The organism is Litchfieldia stipae, from assembly GCF_014837155.1.
Taxonomy (GTDB): domain Bacteria; phylum Bacillota; class Bacilli; order Bacillales; family Bacillaceae_L; genus Litchfieldia.
In genome coordinates, this window is sequence record NZ_JACYHA010000002.1 from 202,372 (window position 1) to 221,330 (window position 18,959).

Annotated in this window: 14 protein-coding genes, 1 other RNA gene and 1 pseudogene; 2 read left to right on the top strand and 14 right to left on the bottom strand. The window is 34.4% G+C overall.

Features of this window, described 5'->3' with window-relative positions; translation table 11 throughout:
- Nucleotides 1–65 precede the first annotated feature (65 nt).
- The 6 genes and pseudogenes from F7888_RS23020 to F7888_RS03185 form a co-directional block, all read right to left on the bottom strand.
- A complete protein-coding gene (locus tag F7888_RS23020) occupies nucleotides 66–1,016 on the bottom strand; it encodes a methyl-accepting chemotaxis protein (protein WP_412095976.1) in 951 nt (316 codons plus the stop codon).
- Nucleotides 1,011–1,718 (bottom strand): annotated as a pseudogene (locus F7888_RS23025) (HAMP domain-containing protein); the annotation flags it as partial. The gene F7888_RS23020 and the pseudogene F7888_RS23025, both read right to left, overlap by 6 nt.
- A gap of 18 nt (nucleotides 1,719–1,736) precedes the next feature.
- Nucleotides 1,737–2,732 (bottom strand): BMP family lipoprotein, encoded by a 996-nt coding sequence (locus F7888_RS03170; RefSeq protein WP_225228574.1) that lies wholly within the window; start codon nucleotides 2,730–2,732, stop codon nucleotides 1,737–1,739.
- A gap of 235 nt (nucleotides 2,733–2,967) precedes the next feature.
- Nucleotides 2,968–3,168 carry a cold-shock protein gene (locus F7888_RS03175; protein ID WP_078546559.1) on the bottom strand — a complete coding sequence of 67 codons (201 nt, stop codon included), beginning with the start codon at nucleotides 3,166–3,168 and terminating at the stop codon, nucleotides 2,968–2,970.
- A gap of 117 nt (nucleotides 3,169–3,285) precedes the next feature.
- The gene (locus F7888_RS03180; RefSeq protein WP_225228592.1) at nucleotides 3,286–4,197 is read right to left on the bottom strand and encodes a CBASS cGAMP-activated phospholipase; all 912 of its coding nucleotides are present in this window, start codon (nucleotides 4,195–4,197) and stop codon (nucleotides 3,286–3,288) included.
- A gap of 56 nt (nucleotides 4,198–4,253) precedes the next feature.
- Nucleotides 4,254–5,060: a polysaccharide deacetylase family protein gene (locus F7888_RS03185; RefSeq protein WP_412095977.1), complete on the bottom strand. Its 807-nt coding sequence runs from the start codon at nucleotides 5,058–5,060 to the stop codon at nucleotides 4,254–4,256.
- A gap of 179 nt (nucleotides 5,061–5,239) precedes the next feature.
- Here F7888_RS03185 and F7888_RS03190 point away from each other — a divergent pair, with 179 nt between their 5' ends.
- Nucleotides 5,240–5,434, top strand: a complete 195-nt coding sequence (locus F7888_RS03190) for a hypothetical protein (RefSeq protein WP_191777126.1) — start codon at nucleotides 5,240–5,242, stop codon at nucleotides 5,432–5,434.
- 71 nt (nucleotides 5,435–5,505) lie between these two features.
- Here the strand turns inward: F7888_RS03190 and speD are convergent, their stop codons facing one another.
- Nucleotides 5,506–6,312, bottom strand: coding sequence for an adenosylmethionine decarboxylase (gene speD, locus F7888_RS03195; RefSeq protein WP_191777128.1), 807 nt, complete (start codon nucleotides 6,310–6,312; stop codon nucleotides 5,506–5,508).
- Between the two features lie 158 nt (nucleotides 6,313–6,470).
- Between speD and ssrS the strand changes: the two genes are divergently transcribed.
- Nucleotides 6,471–6,666: non-coding RNA, 6S RNA (gene ssrS / locus F7888_RS03200), on the top strand.
- 37 nt (nucleotides 6,667–6,703) lie between these two features.
- Here the strand turns inward: ssrS and F7888_RS03205 are convergent.
- The 7 genes from F7888_RS03205 to F7888_RS03235 all read right to left on the bottom strand — a co-directional run bounded on the left by F7888_RS03205 (nucleotide 6,704) and on the right by F7888_RS03235 (nucleotide 18,928).
- Nucleotides 6,704–7,681 (bottom strand): aldo/keto reductase, encoded by a 978-nt coding sequence (locus tag F7888_RS03205; RefSeq protein WP_191777130.1) that lies wholly within the window; start codon nucleotides 7,679–7,681, stop codon nucleotides 6,704–6,706.
- 261 nt (nucleotides 7,682–7,942) lie between these two features.
- Nucleotides 7,943–9,298: an aspartate aminotransferase family protein gene (locus tag F7888_RS03210; protein ID WP_191777132.1), complete on the bottom strand. Its 1,356-nt coding sequence runs from the start codon at nucleotides 9,296–9,298 to the stop codon at nucleotides 7,943–7,945.
- Between the two features lie 156 nt (nucleotides 9,299–9,454).
- Nucleotides 9,455–12,031, bottom strand: coding sequence for a helicase-related protein (locus F7888_RS03215; protein ID WP_191777134.1), 2,577 nt, complete (start codon nucleotides 12,029–12,031; stop codon nucleotides 9,455–9,457).
- A gap of 42 nt (nucleotides 12,032–12,073) precedes the next feature.
- Entirely contained in the window at nucleotides 12,074–13,567 is a 1,494-nt protein-coding gene (gene dacB / locus F7888_RS03220) for a D-alanyl-D-alanine carboxypeptidase/D-alanyl-D-alanine endopeptidase (protein ID WP_191777135.1), read from the bottom strand.
- Between the two features lie 132 nt (nucleotides 13,568–13,699).
- Nucleotides 13,700–16,786, bottom strand: a complete 3,087-nt coding sequence (locus tag F7888_RS03225; RefSeq protein ID WP_191777136.1) for an AAA family ATPase — start codon at nucleotides 16,784–16,786, stop codon at nucleotides 13,700–13,702.
- A gap of 15 nt (nucleotides 16,787–16,801) precedes the next feature.
- Complete coding sequence (locus F7888_RS03230) at nucleotides 16,802–17,995, bottom strand: exonuclease SbcCD subunit D (RefSeq protein ID WP_191777137.1); 1,194 nt, start codon at nucleotides 17,993–17,995, stop codon at nucleotides 16,802–16,804.
- A gap of 132 nt (nucleotides 17,996–18,127) precedes the next feature.
- Nucleotides 18,128–18,928 carry an HAD family hydrolase gene (locus F7888_RS03235; RefSeq protein WP_191777138.1) on the bottom strand — a complete coding sequence of 267 codons (801 nt, stop codon included), beginning with the start codon at nucleotides 18,926–18,928 and terminating at the stop codon, nucleotides 18,128–18,130.
- Nucleotides 18,929–18,959 lie beyond the last annotated feature (31 nt).

The following is an 18,959-nucleotide window of genomic DNA, read 5'->3' on the forward strand; positions in this document are numbered from 1 at the left end:
GAAGCTATCTCAAGTAAAGTGTGTTAACACATATAATGAGATAGCTTTTGTTTAGAGTTGATTACTTATTTTGTTGTAAACTTTGAAATTAGATTCTGCAATTCAGATGAAATATCTGTGAGTGATTCTGCTGCTAATTGAACTTCATCCATTGTTGTTAATTGTTTTTCTCCTGATGCTGCAAGTTTCTGGATACTTCCACTTGATTGTCTCGCAACCTCAGACATTTCGTGAACTGAAGCAGATACTTCTTCAGAGCCAGCTGAAATTTCCTCTGTTGTTGCTGTGATTTCTTGAATTTGAGACATAACATCATTCATTGATTTCATGATAATAATGAATTTTTCGGCAGTCTCATTTGCTTTTTCTGAACCAAGAGAAACACTTTGTTTCACAACTTTCATTGCATTAACAGAACTTAAAGTTGATGATTGGATTTCTTGAATTAATTGGCGGATATCGTTTGATGATTTTGTTGATTCAGTGGCTAGTTTCCTAACCTCATCAGCAACTACTGCAAATCCTTTTCCAGCTTCTCCAGCTCTTGCGGCTTCAATAGCTGCATTTAATGCAAGTAAGTTTGTTTGCTCTGCAATTCCTGTAATAATATTCACAATCGTTGATATTTCATTCGACTTATCAAATAGTTGCTGAATTGCTTGGTCCGTTTCAGTAACAGAACTAAAGATTGATTCAATTTGATCAACCGTATCGCTTAATGAACCACGACCGTCTTCTGCAAGCTCAGTTGTCTTTTCGGTCAGATCAGAAACCGTTCCAGCACTTTCTGCTATTCGATTAATACCAATTGATGTTTCCTCTACTGCACGAGCAGATTCCTCTGCCATTAGCTTTGTTTGCTCTGCTCCTGAGGCTACTTGGTTCATATACGTTGTTATTTCCTTCGTAATAGCAATTCCTTCATTTGCATTCGATTGGAAACTCACTGCAGACTGTGATAAATGTGTGCTCGTTGTCCCCACCATTAAGATAATATTATTTAGATTGTCAACCATTGTATTAAATGAGTGATTTAATTCAGTAATTTCATCTTTTCCTTTTAAATCAACCTTCTCAATGATTAAGTCACCATCTGCAACCTTATTAGCATTTTCGGTGATTTTATTAATTGGTCTTGATATTTTATTTGAAAAGAATATTGCAACAATTATTGAACCTACTACAAGTAACGCAATAGCTATAATTGAGAACAATATTAAGAAAGAAACTTTTTGTTTTTGGTTAGCTATTACATTCTCATAGTTTTCATAGGAAAGATTATAAAGTTTAAATATGTCATTTATAATTCCTCGTGCTCTAATCGATTGGCGCTTCAGTTCTTCGTAATCATTAGTAGAAATGGCTTCAAGTGATTCCGAATTGATTTGATCAAATTTATCAGTCAATGATGTGAAAATTTTTCTCTGGTCATCCTGTTGTAGTACTTCACCCATCTTTTCTAGTGATGGTTCAATAATATTTAAAATTGATTTAACCTTTTCGGCACTTGCTTCAGTTTTGTTAAAAGCATTGGCTTCAAGTGATTGTTGTAGTGACTCGATATTTCCCTTTAATTGTTGCGTATTTATTAGCATTTCCACCTCTGCATCTGAATCCGATCTTAGCTGATTCATTTGAACAATGACAATAATGAAAATGAGGGTAAGTAATGATAATGGGGCAAGAATATTTATTAGTAATTTTTGTTTTAATTTCATTCTCTTAGTCACCTATTCCTAATTAATTGTAACTTTACCGTTGATAATGTCTTGCTTAGCTTTTTCAAGCTCTTCTTCTATTTCAGGAGTGATTGCTATGTTACGAATTGGTGCTAAACCAACACCATTTTCTTTAAGACCTAGCTCCATATGCTTTTCAAGTAAGGTACCCTCAGTTTTTAGTTCGTTTAATGCTTGGAAGATAACGACATCTACATTCTTTAACATCGAAGAAACAACTGTATTCTCTGCAAAGAAAAATTGATCAGTGTCGACTCCAAATGCAAATATATCCTCTTTCACTGCCGTAGCATGGATGGCTCCTAATCCTGATAATCCTGCTGCTGGATAAATCATGTCTACATCATTATCCATCATCTTATTCGCAATTACTTCACCCTTTTTCAGATCGCCAAAATCATTTGTGTAGTCCACATAAATAGTACCTTCTGGATCAATTCTTTTAACGCCTTGTTCAAAACCTACACGAAATCGTTCAATCACGTCTACGCCTTCCATTCCGCCAATAAAACCATATGTATTGGTTTTAGAAGCTAAGGCAGCTAATACTCCAACTAGATATGAACCTTCACCCTCTTTGAATGTAATTGAGTGAACATTCTCTAACTCAGAAACACCATCAATAAATAAGAAGCGTTGATTGGGATATGCTGCTGCTACCTTTTCTAAATCCTCTTGCATCGCAAACCCTAATCCAACCACTAAATCGTGATTTTCTTCAACTAATGTGGTTAACCCTTTCTCATAGCTATTATCTTCGTCTAACTCCATATAATTAAATTCAATTCCTAGTTCATCTCTAGCCCTTTCTAATCCTGTAAAGGCCATGTCACTAAATGATTGGTCTCCTAAACCAACGTCAGATAGCATAATCCCAACCGTTATTTTTTCGTCTATATTTGATGGTTGTCCTAAATTACAACCTGATAAAACAAAGAATAGAACGAGCGCAACTCCTAACGCGAATATCTTTTTGATTGAAAATTTGTTCATGTAAATTTCTCCCTTTAGGCACAAACTTAGTACCGATTTCTTTTTTATAGCTTCTCCATCCACAAAAATAATTATATTAGTATACACACAACATTATATCGGCATAACGAAGGGAATGTTTAGCAATAGTTAACACAAAAAGAGATTGCTCAAAAATATGCTAAGTACACATTTTTGAAACAACCTCTCTTTGATTGACCTATGGATTTAAATAGAGAATAACACTTATGTTAATCTATACTTTACGAACGTTAGTCGCTTGAGGACCACGTTGACCATTTTCGATGTCAAAAGTAACCTCTTGACCTTCGTCAAGTGATTTGTAGCCATCACCTTCAATAGCTGAGAAATGTACGAATACATCTTCTCCACCTTCTCGCTCAATGAAGCCGAAGCCTTTTTCACTGTTAAACCATTTTACTTTACCTTGTTCCATTCTTGTTCCTCCTAGCATGTTGCAAATACAATAGATTGCAATTGAATTAGTGTTGCATTATTCTTATTCCCATTATTGAACTGTTTTAATCCTAATATGATTAAATTTATTATTAATTTATAGTTTTTCATTAAAAAAATGTGTGATTTCGCTTTTTTGTTCTTGAAACACTTTTTGTCCAAGCTCTATTAAAGAGCCTATCGAAGTAATATCATCAAATGGCACTTCTTTGCCTAAATCCTGATTTATTCGTAAATAATTAGACTTTAATAACTGACTACAGTGAAATGAAACAGATTCTGATGATAAATTTAATGCTAAATCAATTAATTTAGGAGTTACTTTCATCGAAGATAATTGAAAGGGCAGCCATTTCTTTACTCCCCAATATTTATTATCATCGATTGTAAAATCTATGTTTTGAAGTCCTGTACCAACTGACATGATTTGAATATCAGAAAGTTCTTTATTAAAATGGCTTAAGGCTTCTGTAATACAAACCATAGATGGATTATTGGCCCACAAACCACCATCTATTGAGAGGTATTTATTATCAATATTATTTGGAGGAAAGTATACGGGTGCAGAACATGAAGATAATACAGCATCCCATAGCTTCACATCCATATCCTTACTCAAATGATGTCCGTAATTAGAGCGATGAATATACGGTCTCCCCTTTGTTACATTTACTGCTGGAATAAGTAATGGCTTCCGTATATCTTTAAGAGTGATATGACCAAAAGCATCTTGTAAATAACTTCGTAAATATTCATCACTATAAACACTTTTAAACAAACCAATCTTTGCTTTTGGAATAAATATTTTTGCTCCATTCTTCCTATACAGGTTTAACACGTCAGTCATTTTATTATTCATAATAATTGAAGCTGCAACAATAGCTCCAGTACTAGTGCCTGCTATCACATCAAATAACTCTACAATTGGCTTTTTAAATTCTTGTTCTATTTCTTTTAGAATGGAGATGGCAAAAACACCTCTAATGCCACCACCATCTATACATAACATTTTCAAATAACGTCACCTATTTCAACTCAGAAACTTTTGTCTAGATTGCTTTCAAGTTATTTTTTGTAGGGGATATTCAATAGGTCTGGTACGGTTTCAAATTGGAAGCCTTGGGCTTTTAATGTTGGTATAAGTTGATCTAATGCTCTAATTGTATTTGTTCGATCTGCATCCCATTCACCACCATCATGCATCAGAATGATGGCACCTGGGTGAATGTTGCTTGTCACTGTATAAGCAATCACTTCTGGAGCATCCTCCTGCCAATCAAGTGAATCAACAGACCAACCAACCACCGTATAATCCATTTCTGCTAATTTCTCAACTAATTCGTTGTATAGGAAACCATAAGGTGCTCGAAATAATTTAGTTCGATACCCAATGATTCCTTCTAATTCATCCTCTGTTTGGTTAACTTCTCTCTCAAGTGTTTCTAGTTGCTCTTCCTCAACAAAGTTAGGATGAGTATAGGAATGATTCCCAACAATATGCCCATCATCAATCATTCTTCTAACGAGATCTGGGTATTCTCTTGCCCTAGCTCCCATGACAAAAAAAGTGGCTTTGATATCATGTTTTTTTAAAACATCTAATACTTGTGATGTAAAACGTGGATCCGGGCCGTCATCAAAGGTTAATGCAAGTTTATTTTCACTCATTGCACCTCTTAGAACGATCGTTTCTGGATATCTTTGTTGAAGAATAATATTTGAAACTGGCTGTCTCACTCTTTCTGTCGACTCTGCTCCTCCCTGTGGTTCAGGTAATTGTCGACTTGTATTTTTCGCTTCATTTGCACTTACAGATTGTATCAACGGTATTAAAAGGAACATTACAATAATTAATATCTTCACCCTCATCATATTTTTCATGCTCAATCTCCTTCTAAAAATCATGGTTTTTGTTATTTTTCTATAAATGAAGGAGCTTATACCCTATACTGAAAATATTTATATTTAAGGATCTACTTCCAGTTCAAATTCATAAGACTACCCTAACACTAATATGCTTAAAGTAAGAATTCTTTAAGGGGGAGCTTGATTTGAAGATATTTAACCAAATTGCACTGTTTTTTGTAGTTCTTTATTCAGTAATCATTATTATGAATACTTATTTAGGTCAAATTGATAAGATACAGTCTAATGTTGTTATTTTTCTTATGAATGGCTTCGCTTATATTGTTTCTTCAATCGAGCTTGAAAACGAAAAGAATCCAGATATTAAAGTAGAGGGTTAATATTATGGATAAATAAAAGGGCTGTCCGATTTAGCTTGATCATAAGCGTTTGGACAGCCTCAGGAATGTTGTTAATGAATATTTTTCCCATAAAAGATTTCATCCATTTCGGACTTTAATCTTTTCGTGATTTCTTCAACCTCTTCTGGGGATAGTTTTTCTTTTGTATAGCCAAATAAATAATTATTAATATCAAATTCCTTTAATTTACATTTTGTGTGGAATATATTTTCTTGATAAATATTCACATCTATAAGATCAAACAATTCCTTCACTTCGTCAGGAATATAATTCTGAATTGAACTGATTTCATGATCAATAAATAATTTATGGCCTTCAATATCTCTTGTAAACCCACGTACTCTATAATCAATGGTCATAATATCTGTATCAAAGGAGTGAATTAAATAATTTAATGCTTTTAGCGGAGAAATCTCTCCACAAGTAGATACATCAATATCAGCTCTGAATGTACTGATTCCTTCATCTGGATGGTATTCTGGATAAGTGTGAACGGTGATATGACTTTTATCCAGCTGTAAAACAACATTATCTGGAAGTGGTCCTGGAGACTCGTCATAATGTCCAGTTGGAACCTCTACGATCGGTCCTTCTGATACAAGAACTGTAACACTTGCCCCTTGCGGTACATAATCCTGCTTAGCGATATTTAAAACATGAGCTCCAATAATCTCAGATACATGACTTAAGATGCTTGTTAATCGATCAGCATTATACACTTCATCAATGTATTCAATGTACGCCTCGCGTTCCTCTTTTGTTCTTGTATAACAAATATCATACATATTAAAGCTTAATGATTTTGTGAGGTTGTTAAATCCGTGTAATGTGACTCGTTGCTCTGGTGTAAGATCCACGCTAGATTTCCCCCTTCTTTTAGTCCTATAAGTGAAGATTTCTAATTGTAGTATCAACTAAATATTCTTATAATACCCATTTTCTTCATAAAAAATCTGTTACATGATGGTCACAACTGTAAATTTGATATTTTGATGAGTTTAGTATAATATATAAACACAAGCTGCATTGTTCGTAATCATAATAAAGTTTTAACCTTTAAGCTTATATAGGGAGTTTAACATTGAAGCTGGAATGGCAAGCCTCTGTCTACACGACAAGGAGGACATACAGGAACGTTTCTGCGAACACCCACTTTGAGGAGTGGTGGTTTAAAACTTTCTTACTTACATTACGGCAATTGCGGCTTACCTTAAAACAAAACCCTCACTGTAAAGTGAGGGTTTTGTTTTAAGGTAATTTTACACCACGTGAGCTTATATAAAGTGTATACCATTCTTCTCTTGTCATTGTTTCTGCAATTCTAATTGCATCCGCAGATGCTTTAATTCTGGTAGGATTGGTCGTACCAATAACTGGCTGTATTTTTGCTGGATGCTTCATTAACCAGCCTAATACAATCGCCTCTAGTGTTGTTTCTTTTTCTTGAGCCAGCTTTTTCACAAGATGAGCTGTTTTTGCTACTGAATCATTTTCATTGATAACAGATCTGCCAGAGAACTTTCCTTTGGCTAATGGTGACCAAGCTTGGATTTGGATATCTTCCATTTGGCAATACTCAAGTATACCATCCGAAAAATATCCATTTTCTCCTGCCTTTTGATTCACATGGACACCATGATCGACCCAATCTAAATGTGATAAACTCATTTCTAATTGGTTGACGACTAGTGGATCTGAAAGGTTTGATTGCAAGAATTTCATTTGCGATGCATTCATATTTGAAACACCAAAATACTTCACTTTTCCTGCTTGTTTTAAAGAATCAAACGCCTCAGCAACATCTTCAGGATCCATAAGAGGATCTGGACGATGTAATAATAAAATATCTATGTATTCTGTACCAAGTCTGCTTAAAATACCGTCAACTGACTGTATTATATAGTCTTTTGAGAAGTCATAACGGCCTGGTATGTTCCCTTCTGGAAAACGGATACCACATTTCGATTGAATGACAATCTTTTCTCTTAAAGCGTGATTGCTCTGAAGTATCTCACCAAAAACCTTTTCTGCCTTTCCCATTGTATAAATGTCGGCATGATCAAAAAATGTGATCCCTGCTGAAAGCGCTGTATCAATTGCTTTTTCTGCCTGGATGATATGTTCTTTCGTTATCGGTTCTTGATTCCAGCCTCCCCCAAAGCCCATACATCCTAAAGCTAATCTGCTAGAAGAAATTCCACGCTTTTGTAATGGCATTTGTTTCATAATGGTACCTCCAGTTCATTTTTTATTATGGCTATTTTCGTATATATTGTTGCTTTTGATACCACAGCCTGAATACACTCCGCGTCCTGTGGGAGCCAACTAGTCCCACGGGAGTCCCCCGTGTATTCAGGCTGCTAGAAATCTATTCTCAATTAATTCACCTCAAAAAACAACAAACTTTGAGAAAACAGCCTTTATTATAAGAAAAAAACATGTGACAACTACTTCACATGTTTCTTTGTCTACGATATATGATAACATCTATATTATAGTATGCAAGCCTTTAACGAGTGTTTCAATTAAGTAATCTAAATCCTCATTTTTAATAGTTAATGGCGGTGATAGTGCTAGGATATTATTAAACCCTGCAACTGTCATTCCGTTCTTCCCAATAATGACTCGATTTTGTTTACAATACTGAACGACTTGATTTAATTTATCAACATCTAATGGCTCTTTTGTTTGTTTATTACTTACGAGTTCAATCCCTATTAGAAGACCTTTTCCCCGAACATCGCCAACATATGGGTGATTCAGGAGTTTTGACTTTAAAGTAGAAAGAGTTTTTTCACCGAGGACTTTAGATCGGAGAAATAATTTTTCCTGTTCCATCATTTCAATGTTTTTTAATGCAAGAGAACATGCAGCTGGGTTTCCTCCAAAAGTATTGATATGTCTTAAATAGTCGTAATCATCTATACCATTGAATGCCTCATAAATATCTCTACGAACGGCAGTTACAGCAAGTGGTAAGTAGCCACTTGTGATCCCTTTTGCCATTGTAATTATATCTGGCTTCACACCATAATGCATGAAACCAAATGCTTCACCCGTTCGTCCAAAACCACAAATGACTTCATCAACGATGAGTAACGCGTCATGCTTAGCACACACCTCTTTTACACCTTTAAGGTAATGCTCATTCGGAATTAATATCCCGCCGCCAGTTATGATCGGTTCCATAATCATTGCAGCGATTGTTTCACTAAGCTCCCATGTCATTACACGATCTACTTCTTTAACAGACTGTAATTCATGAGGATCTGTTATATCCTTATCACCATCACGATAACAATCTGGTGGAGAAACATGAATGAATCCTGGTGCAAGCTGCTCATATTTGTATTTTCTTTGTGCTTGACCAGTAGCAGCTAACGTGGCAATCGTATTACCATGATATCCTCTATATCTTGCTAAGATCTTATATTTATTATGATGATTTCTTTGCTGATGATACTGCCTGGCGATTTTGAATGCAATTTCATTTGCTTCAGAACCACTATTGGAAAAATAGAAAACATAATCTCCACCTAATAGATCGTTTAATTTTTCAGCTAGCTTTATCGCAGGGAGATGACTTTGAGTAAGTGGATAATATGGCATTTCTTTTAATTGTTCATAGGCTGCCTCAGCCAATTCTTCTCTTCCATACCCTACATTAACACACCATAGTCCAGCCATGGCATCTAAATAGCGATTTCCTTCATGATCAGTAATCCATGAACCTTCAGCTTTAGTAATAACTAATGTGTCAGATGGTTGATAAGGCCTCATTGAGTGCCAAACATACTTCTCATCCTTTGTTAGATGTTCATTTTGACCCTGCTTTTTTTCCATATAATCCCCTCACTTTATGTGATTATGATCATATTGATTAACTGAGCTGACGATGAAAACATGCTAAATTATGATAAATATAACTTATTTTTCATAAAAAGTGTGTCGAAATCTCATTTTTATCAACAGAAAAAAAGTCAGCCGTAGGCGACTGACTTAAAATTGATTATGCTGTCTTCTTCTTTGTCTTCGATGAAAACAGTCACTACAAATTTGGAATTCATAATCCCAAGGAAGAGGCTTTCCACATTGCTTACATTTTTTTGAGTAGGCTTTTACATTGCTTTTTAAGTGTTCATGAATTTCATCACTAAGCCCTTCTCTTACTCTTTCCCAATAAGCTGCTTCTGTACGCTGCTCAAGTCGATATAAAAATAACAAATGTAATCCGATGGCCTTATAAGAGAGCTCTAATTCTTCAAGAGTGTCCTTATTCCTAGTGATTGGCTCAGGAAGCTCTTGCCCATTTACAATTGCATACATCGTGTTTTTCCACTGCTTAACAAGTGCTGGTTCATTTGATGAAAATGGTAGATGCAAAAAGCCATAAAGCTCCATCATCGGCATTCTCACTTCAATTTCAGTATCCTGAATGTTTTCAAATAAAGCTCTTTCTTCAGCTAGAGTAGATTTCTTCGTTCCTTTTGGACTCTCAAATTTATCCCAGATATCAAAAAAGGTTTGGAGATCTCTAGAATAACGTTGAAACCGTTCAAACACAGTATTTGTTGGTGCAATGGCAAATGTATGTACAGGCTGATCCTGATCAAATAAAAGTCGTTTCATGATTTTTATATCTTTTGTAAATGCAACTTTTCCGACATTATAAATCCCTTTTCGACCCGCTCGACCTGCAATTTGTTTTACTTCTTGAGACGTCAAGCGCCTTCTTCTCGTTCCATCAAATTTCTCATTTTCCAAAAATACAATACGCTGAATTGGAAGGTTTAATCCCATCCCGATTGCATCTGTTGAAACAATTACAGTTGTTTCACCATCAATAAATTGTTGCATTTGTTTCTTTCTTGTTTCAGGAGGCATACTTCCATAGATTAAGCTTACTTTATATCCTTCACTTTGTAATTTCGAAGCAGTTTCTAGTACTCTTCTTCGAGAAAAACAAACGAGAGCATCTCCTTTTTTCGTATATTTGATGTTGAATGGTTTCCCTTCAACCTCTAACGGTACATCCCGTTTGTATTCGTGGACTTCAATATTTGCATCCTCTAATAGCTGTAAGATCATTCTTTTTAAATTCATACTGCCGACAATATGAACTTCTTTTGCGTTAGCTTTTGTTATTGCTTTATACCACGAGAATCCTCTATCCTTGTCTGCGATCATTTGAGCCTCATCAATGACTACAACTTCATAAAAGTCCTTTTCATGGAACATTTCTACTGTTGAAGAAAGATGTCTTGCTCCATCTACTTCCTTTTCTTCTTCACCTGTTTTTAACCCGCAAGGGACTCCTTCTGAATTTAGTTTTTCAAATACTTCAAGAGCTAATAAACGTAAAGGGGCAAGGTAAATTCCCGAGCTAGCTTCTTTCAGACTCTGAAGTGCTTGATAGGTCTTTCCAGTATTCGTTTCACCAACATGCAAAATATATTTCGTATTGTGACTATATGATGGGCTATATTCATGCTTGAATATGTCAGCTAAGATCCTGGCTTCTTCCTCTTTCTGACGTTGAATTTCAGCAAGTTCTTCTGCTCTTTTTCTTTCTCGCTCCTTCAAGTCATGCTCAAAGATATCTACATGCACCTCAGGATCAAATGGGATGGTTAACAGATTCATTAAATCTTCAATTCGTTCTTCCTGAATCATTAAAAAATATTGCTTTGCTAACATAGCGAGTTCATTTGCCATGTTCTTTTTATATTCTCTAATTGTTAATCTTTCTTCAGGTATATCTTCTGCATTTGACAGTTCTAGCTTAGTTATTTCTTGATACAGAAGTTTACTTATATGATCGAATACATAGTCATTAATTAAATGCTCATATATATAATAATAGGATTCAAACTCAACATTATTTTTTCCCCAAGAAATGGTTTGATTAAGATTACCAGTTAATTCATACAGAAAATCATTAACTGTTTGATAGTCAGAGATTTTTAAGGAACCCTTTGACTTTAATTGATCTTCAAATCGATAAGCTTTTGTCTCAATATATTTTTTTCTTGTTTGAAAATCATGTTGTAGCTGTTTAGCCATTTCAAATCTAAGGTATACATAATAAAAATGATGTTTTTTATTAATAAGATCTCTTGACTGTTCTTTTAATTGTGATTTAAGTTCTTCCTTTGTCTTCTCTAGTTCTACCTCTTCCATTTTCAAAAGATAGTTGCTTCTAGCATGCTCATAACGTTGGTTCCAATTTGTTTCATTATTTAAATACGTTTCATTAAGCCATTCCATTACGTGAAATGGTTTATATTCTCTTAGTTCATTTCGAAAGAGGGAATTAATGATTTTGCGATCTATTCCCTCGACCTCATATCCTAATTTGGAGAGAAACTCCTTTTTTTCCGTTCTTGATACTTTATTAGTCGCTTTATTCAGCCAAACATTGATCCAAATTTGGTCAATATAATGCATACGATCTGTTATGTAATTTTCAAATGAACTGGGTGTATCCTGTTCACCTAAATATTGGTCAATGTCTTCTAGTATTTTTGCTTTTGTATGTTCAATAGCTTGAAGATGTGTTGCTTGTAACTGTTCCATGTTACCCCCCTATTTGTTTGTTCGGTCATTAAGTGTAGCTATTCATTCATAATGCTCATAGATTGTATTTATCATTTGATCTTCAATCTTTTTCCCGATTGATTCATCTAATAAGTTATTTAAGATGATTGAAAAAATGAGAGTTTCACCTGTTTTAGTTTCAAGATATCCAGACAATGAGCTAACGGATGTAATTGTACCAGTTTTTGCTCTTACTTTCCCTAATAAGGTGGGTGAAGTTAATCGATATCTTAATGTTCCTCCAAGTAATCGTTCATTAAATCCAGATACAGGTAGTGAATCAAGATAATGATCAAACCAGGGTTTTGATTGAACAAGATATAATAGATTGGTCACTTCATTTGGGGTTACTAAGTTGACATGTGAAATTCCTGAACCATCTCGAATCAGAAGTTTATCAGAGTTAATCCCCAAATTAGTTAATTCATTATTTACAATCTCAATCCCTGACTCCCAAGTACCTTCGTCATTCTTCACTTTTCCCATCGCTTTCACTAACGTTTCACCGTGACCATTATTACTTAATTTCATAAAAGGAACAAGTAAATTGGACAAAGTCATTGACTGATGATCGACAAGGAGATCTGCACCATTGGGAGTAACACCAGTTTTCAAATTCCCCTTAACTTCAATCTCATTTGACTGTAGTGATGATGCTAGTAAATGAACGACGTAATTTGTTGGTTCCCAAACAGAAACCCACTCTTTAACTAATCTCCCTTTTAATGGAATAGTGCCAGTGACGTGAATAATATTTTCCCCATGCTCACGTTCTATCTTTATAAGGTGTTTCCCTTTATTTTCAATGGTTTTAGTTTCATTTTTGATGACAAGGTAATCTGTAGCTGGACTTAATTTAACGATTGCTTCATCATTTACTTTTTTTCCTGGCGAAACTTCAACTATGATTGTTCCTGCGTCATAGTCTTTGTCTGGCGAGACTGTCAAGGCTGATATTTGTGCACCATAATATGTAGTTTCATCACTCCATGGCAAATCAACGGAATACCTAATAGAATCATAATATGTATCATCACCAATCAGGTTTCCGTTTACTTTTTTTATCCCATGTTCGTGAAGTTCTTTCACCATCTTATCAAGGTCTTCTTTTAATAATGTAGGGTCACCATTTCCCTTAATATATAAATTACCATTCAACGTCTCATTTTTTATTTTTCCATCTGTTAATAGTTGTGTTTTAAATCGATAATCTTTCCCTAAAACGGAAAGAGCCGCGGCAGAGGTAAATAGCTTTAAATTAGAGGCAGGTCTTAATCTGGTATCTCCAATATGCTCATAAAGGATTTCACCTGTTTTAGCAGAGCGGATACTGACCCCAGTCAAACTTCCTTGTAATTGTGGTTCTTTATTAATCATTTGATTTAATGTTTTAGTCAAATCATTTCCCTCTTCAAATGCTTGGACATCATTTGCTTTATAGAAGTGTATATATATGGAGACCAATAATATTAGGAAGAATACGGATAATGCTATTGTTATTGGCTTTTTATGCAATTCATCACCTTCTCATTTATCATTATGAATTACTATTATTTCCAATCATATCTATTATTAGTATAATACAGAGACTGATTCATAAATTGTTATACGTTTATAATTCAGTCTCTATTAATTAATCAACGTAGGCTATTTCAAGATAAATTGTGTTTGGCTATAGCCTTCTTTTGTTTTTGAGACTTCAAGTATGGCTGGTATAGCTGCTTTTAGTTCTTGAACGTGTGATATAACGCCTATCATGCGACCAGATTGTTGAAGTTCAATAAGTGTATCAATGGATTTGTATAGCGATTCTTCATCAAGAGAGCCAAATCCTTCATCAATGAACATCGTTTCAATAGAAACTCCACCTTGAAAGCTTTGAATCACATCTGCCATTCCTAAAGCTAAACAAAGTGATGCATTAAATTTCTCTCCACCAGATAAGGTTTTCACATCTCTAGTCATACCAGTATAGGCATCATACACATCTAGACCAAGTCCACTTTGTTTACCACGACTTTCTTGACGGTCACTTCGTATTAAATAGAATTGACCATTTGACAAAGTCTTGAGTCTTTCGTTCGCAGCCTGAATAATTTGCTCTAAATATTCAATTTGAATATATCGTTCAAATGATATTTTCTTCTGGTTTTGTCCTCTAACCATATCGTATAAATCTGTTATAATTGATAACTGCTTTTCATGTGTTGCTACTTGCTCATTAGAAGTACGAATATTACGTAATAACTGTTCTCCCTCAGACTTGTAATCTTTTGATAAGTTGTATGCATGAAGTGCTGTTTCATATGCATGTTTTAATTCTTTTAATGTCTGTTCCATTTCAGTTAAATCAACAGACTTCTTATCCTTTAACTCAAGTTCTAGTTCATTTACTTGCTGTGTTAATGAATGGTGAAGTTGTTTAAATGTCGTGAATTCGTTTTTTAATTGTTCTAATTTCTCTTTTGGTTGTTTCGATTTAACATAATCATCTTTTGATTCAAATGATGCTGCATGAAGTGCTTGGTCAAACTGATGAGATGCTTCTAGTTTTTTCGAGATGACTTCATTTAATTGTTTTCTTGCGTGTTCAACATTTAAACTAGCTGTTGATAGAGATGCTGTTGCTTGTTGATATTCATTTTGAACCTGTTCCCAGGCATTCTCGAGTGCTGCTCTATATTGTTCGGTTTCTAAAATTCTTGTTTCTAGCTTTGTTAATATTTGCATTTCTTCAGGTATGATTTGTTGTTTGTTTTCAAGGATTGCTTTATTTGTATCATAAGCAGTCTTGGTTTCAAGGTATTCCTTTTCTACATTTACTTTCTTTTGAGTCGTTAAATCTAGCTCTTTTTCAATCGTGTCAAATTTATCTCTTAGTGGCTGTAAAGTAGAACGAATTTGTTGCAAGTGATCAAGAGTCATTCGTAATTTTTTTCCTTCTGCAACTAAATACTCAGCTTCATCGTTTATTGAAGCTGTTGTTAAGCTTGTCACTTCTTTCAGTTTTATGTTCAACTGTTCAAAAGATGTTCGATATTCAGCTTGAATTGTACGGAACTTTGTTTCATACGTGTTACTTTCTTGTTTAGAGGCATCAAGCTGTTCTTTAGTAACAATGATCTCATTTTCATTTGCCTTTTTCGGATGCTCTAGACTTCCACAAACTGGACAAGCGTTGCCATCATGTAGATGTGCAGCAAGTACACTTGCTTGTGAATTGACCCAAGCATTCTCGATTTGCTTATACTGTTCAGACCAATTGTGATAAGCATTTTCTGCATTCTTAAGGTCAACTTCAAGTGTTTCCACTTGCTTTTGTATTCTTATCACTTCATTAATGGTTTTATATTGTTCTCTTAATTGAGCATGTTTTTCTTGAATTTCCGGCAACTGATCAACTGTTCTTTCCTTTTCTTTTATTTGCTTTGCTAAGTCTTCTTTCTCTTGACGTGTTGAATCGATTTTATTCGAATAATCGTTTATTAAATCAGAGTAATAATTCATTCTTTTAGTTAATTCAAGATGTAAGTCTTTTCTCTTCTTTAAATCTTTTACTTCTGGTAAATAGCTCTTTAATCGTGTAAGAAGTGCAGCAGTATTTTCACGTTCTGTTTTTTTATTTTTTTCGACTTCGAATTGTATTTGAATTTGTTCTAATCGTTGTTTTGCTACTTTTTCATGAGTTAAGGACTCTTCATATGTGTTTGTTTTATGAAGCACTTCCTGAATAAGGGAATTCAATTGGTTCTCATATGCTTGAAGATGACTAGCTCTTTCCCCCTGTTCAAACTGTTTTTCTTTCAATTCTATTTCTGCAACCTGATTATTCAATTGCTCAAGTTTTTTGTTTTTTTCAATAAGGACATTGAATCGTTCATTTAACGAGTTTGCGATATGGAATTCAGCCAATTTTAAATCATGTTTTTGATATGCAAGATCATAGTTTGACTGGTCTTTTTCCATTTGGTTTTCATAATACGAAACTTCTTCTTCTAAAGCAGCTAAGACTTGGTTAACATTATATTGTTCCTGAGCTAATACAGAGATTAGTGTTGAATCTTCTCTCATTGGTAGCACAGATGAGATACTCTTCAAATAAGAGTCGCGTTTAATCACTTCTTGATTATAGATTTCATTGGTTACAGCTTTCTTTTCTTTTAATCGTTCACTCATTTTCTTGTAGGAGTCAGTTTTGAAGATTTTCCTTAGAATTTCCTCTTTATTTTCTGTTTGAGAGGTTAGTAGTTTTCTAAATTCTCCTTGTGGTAACATAACGATTTGACTGAATTGATCCTGAGTAAGCCCTATTAATTCTTCGACTTTTTTATTGATTTCTGAAACAATTTGCCTGTCAACACACGGCTTCTCCCCATCAGAGCATATTTCATAAAATTCATATTTCTCACCTGTTGCACTTTTATTGCCTTGTTTGACATGGCTTAACTGTCTTAAAATTCGATATTTTCTTTCGCGCAGTTCAAACTCAAGCTCTACACATGTATGTGTTTCATCATCTGCAAAATCACTTCGTAACATCTTTGTTTCACTTCGATCCTCACCACTTGCAGATCCATAAAGAGCAAAGGAAATCGCATCAAAAATGGTCGTTTTTCCTGCTCCTGTTGAACCAGACACAACAAATAGTCTGTTTTCCTTCAATTCTCTAAAATCGATTGTCTCACTATCTCTATAAGGACCAAAAGCAGTCATTATTAACCTTATTGGCTTCACTAGTTTTCTCCCCCTTTATGATTTTGTAACTAGATCTTTATTCACAGTGTGTGTCTCGTTTTGATGATGTAGAAATTCTTGTAAAATTTCTTTGAAGATAGTTTCCGTTTCTTCAGATGCCTCTGTTCCTTTCACTTCTTGATAAAAGGCATGAAAAAGTGATAAATCATCCATTTTATGTCGTTCGATTATTTCTTTGGTGTCATCTTGATCATTTTTTTGTAAGATAGGAATTTTACGTTCAACATGCATTGCATTAGGATAAACGGAGCGGATTTTTTCCATTGGTGATAGTACAGGCGTTTCATCAAGTAAGCGAACAAATACATAATCATCATTTCGCTCATGATTCATTAAATCAACAATCGTTGATTCTACCGTTCGAACATTTCTTCTTGGGATAAGTTCTCGCTTATCAATTGTGACGTTACCTTCTCCATCTAACTCAACAACTAGAAAGCCTTTTTTGTGATTTTCCTCTGATATCGAATATTTAAGAGGTGAACCAGCATATCTAATCGTTTCATTAAGAACAAAGTGGGCCTGATGTAAATGACCTAAAGCGGTGTAATGGAAATTTGTAAATAGGCCAGCACTCACATGCTCAGCTCCACCAATTGCAAGTGGACGTTCCGAATCACTAGTATTTTCTTTTTCCTCACCAGATGGTGTCACAAAAGCATGTCCAACAAGAACATGTCTTGCAGTCTTATCGTAATTTTCAATAATGTGATCAGTTATTTTCTTCATCGCATCATGATGAGAACGTATTTTTTCATCATCAAATAAGTGTCTTACATAGCTTGGGTCAGTATATGGGATTAGGTGAAAATGGACTTCACCATGTTGATCATTTAAAATGACAGGACGAAGCTCTTTGCTTAGTTGGCCGACAATATGATAGCCATTGTTTTTCATCAACTGACTTCCAAAATGCAAACGACCTGGACTATCATGGTTTCCTGCAATGGCTAATACTGGTGTATTCAAATCAATGACAATTTTCTCTAGTAGTTTGTCTAATAAATGAACAGCTTCTGTAGGTGGAACTGCTCTGTCATATAAATCACCAGCAATGATGACAGCATCAGGTTTTTCTTCTTCAATCTTGTCTATAAATTGCTGTAATACATATTCTTGATCTTCCGTCATATATATTCCTTGAACAAGCTTACCTAAGTGCCAATCTGCAGTGTGAAATAACTTCATTGAAAACAGCTCCTTTATTCCTTTTTACATATTTATAATCTTTAGCATTCTACTACTTATTTTACACTACTAAAAAGGACTATGTCGCTTCATCAACATAGTCCTTTTTGTATAATTCTTGGAAGTAATCTTCTATACTAATTTCAATATATTCTTAATTGCATATGATACTCCACTATCATTATTACTCTTTGTTACATGTGTGGCACGTTCTTTAATAGCCTCTGGTGCATTATCCATCGCAAATGACATCGTTGATATGTCAAATTGTGAAAGATCGTTTCCACCATCACCAAATGAATAAATTTCAGCGTATTTCTTTCCTCTCATTTCTTCAAATCGGCGTATCGCTTTTCCTTTTTGTGCGTCTGAAGATGTTATTTCAACATTATTTGGAAAAGAAGAAGAACATGATATTTCATCGATTAATAGAAGACGATTTCTTACTTCTTTAATTCGATGACTTTGTGCACTTTCTACCCAAGCAATTATTTTATATATTTTTAAATGATCCAATTCTAATATACGATCGTAGTCTTGCTCATCAAACATTGTTTGAATTTCTTCACTAGTTTTTCCTCGTAATTGTGGCAATGTCGCAGGATAGCCACCCTGGTTGGTATAAACTAAAATACCAACATGAAGATCTTTTAATTCTTGAATAAGATCCTTGTATAGCGTTAGAGGGATTGTTGTCTCATATAAGGTCTCACCAGTTTCAGAAAAAATCATAGAACCATTTAAACAAAAAATAGGGCAATTTAATTCTGTCACTCCTGGTATTTTGATAACATCCTTATATTGACGACCTGTATTAATAATCACATCAATTCCTTTAGTTTTCAAATCATGAATAACAGCATGATCTTCATCAGAAATCTGGTGCTCTGAATTAAGTAATGTTCCATCTAAATCTATTGATACACACTTCATAAATTATGCCCCTTTATAAAAACAATCTTTT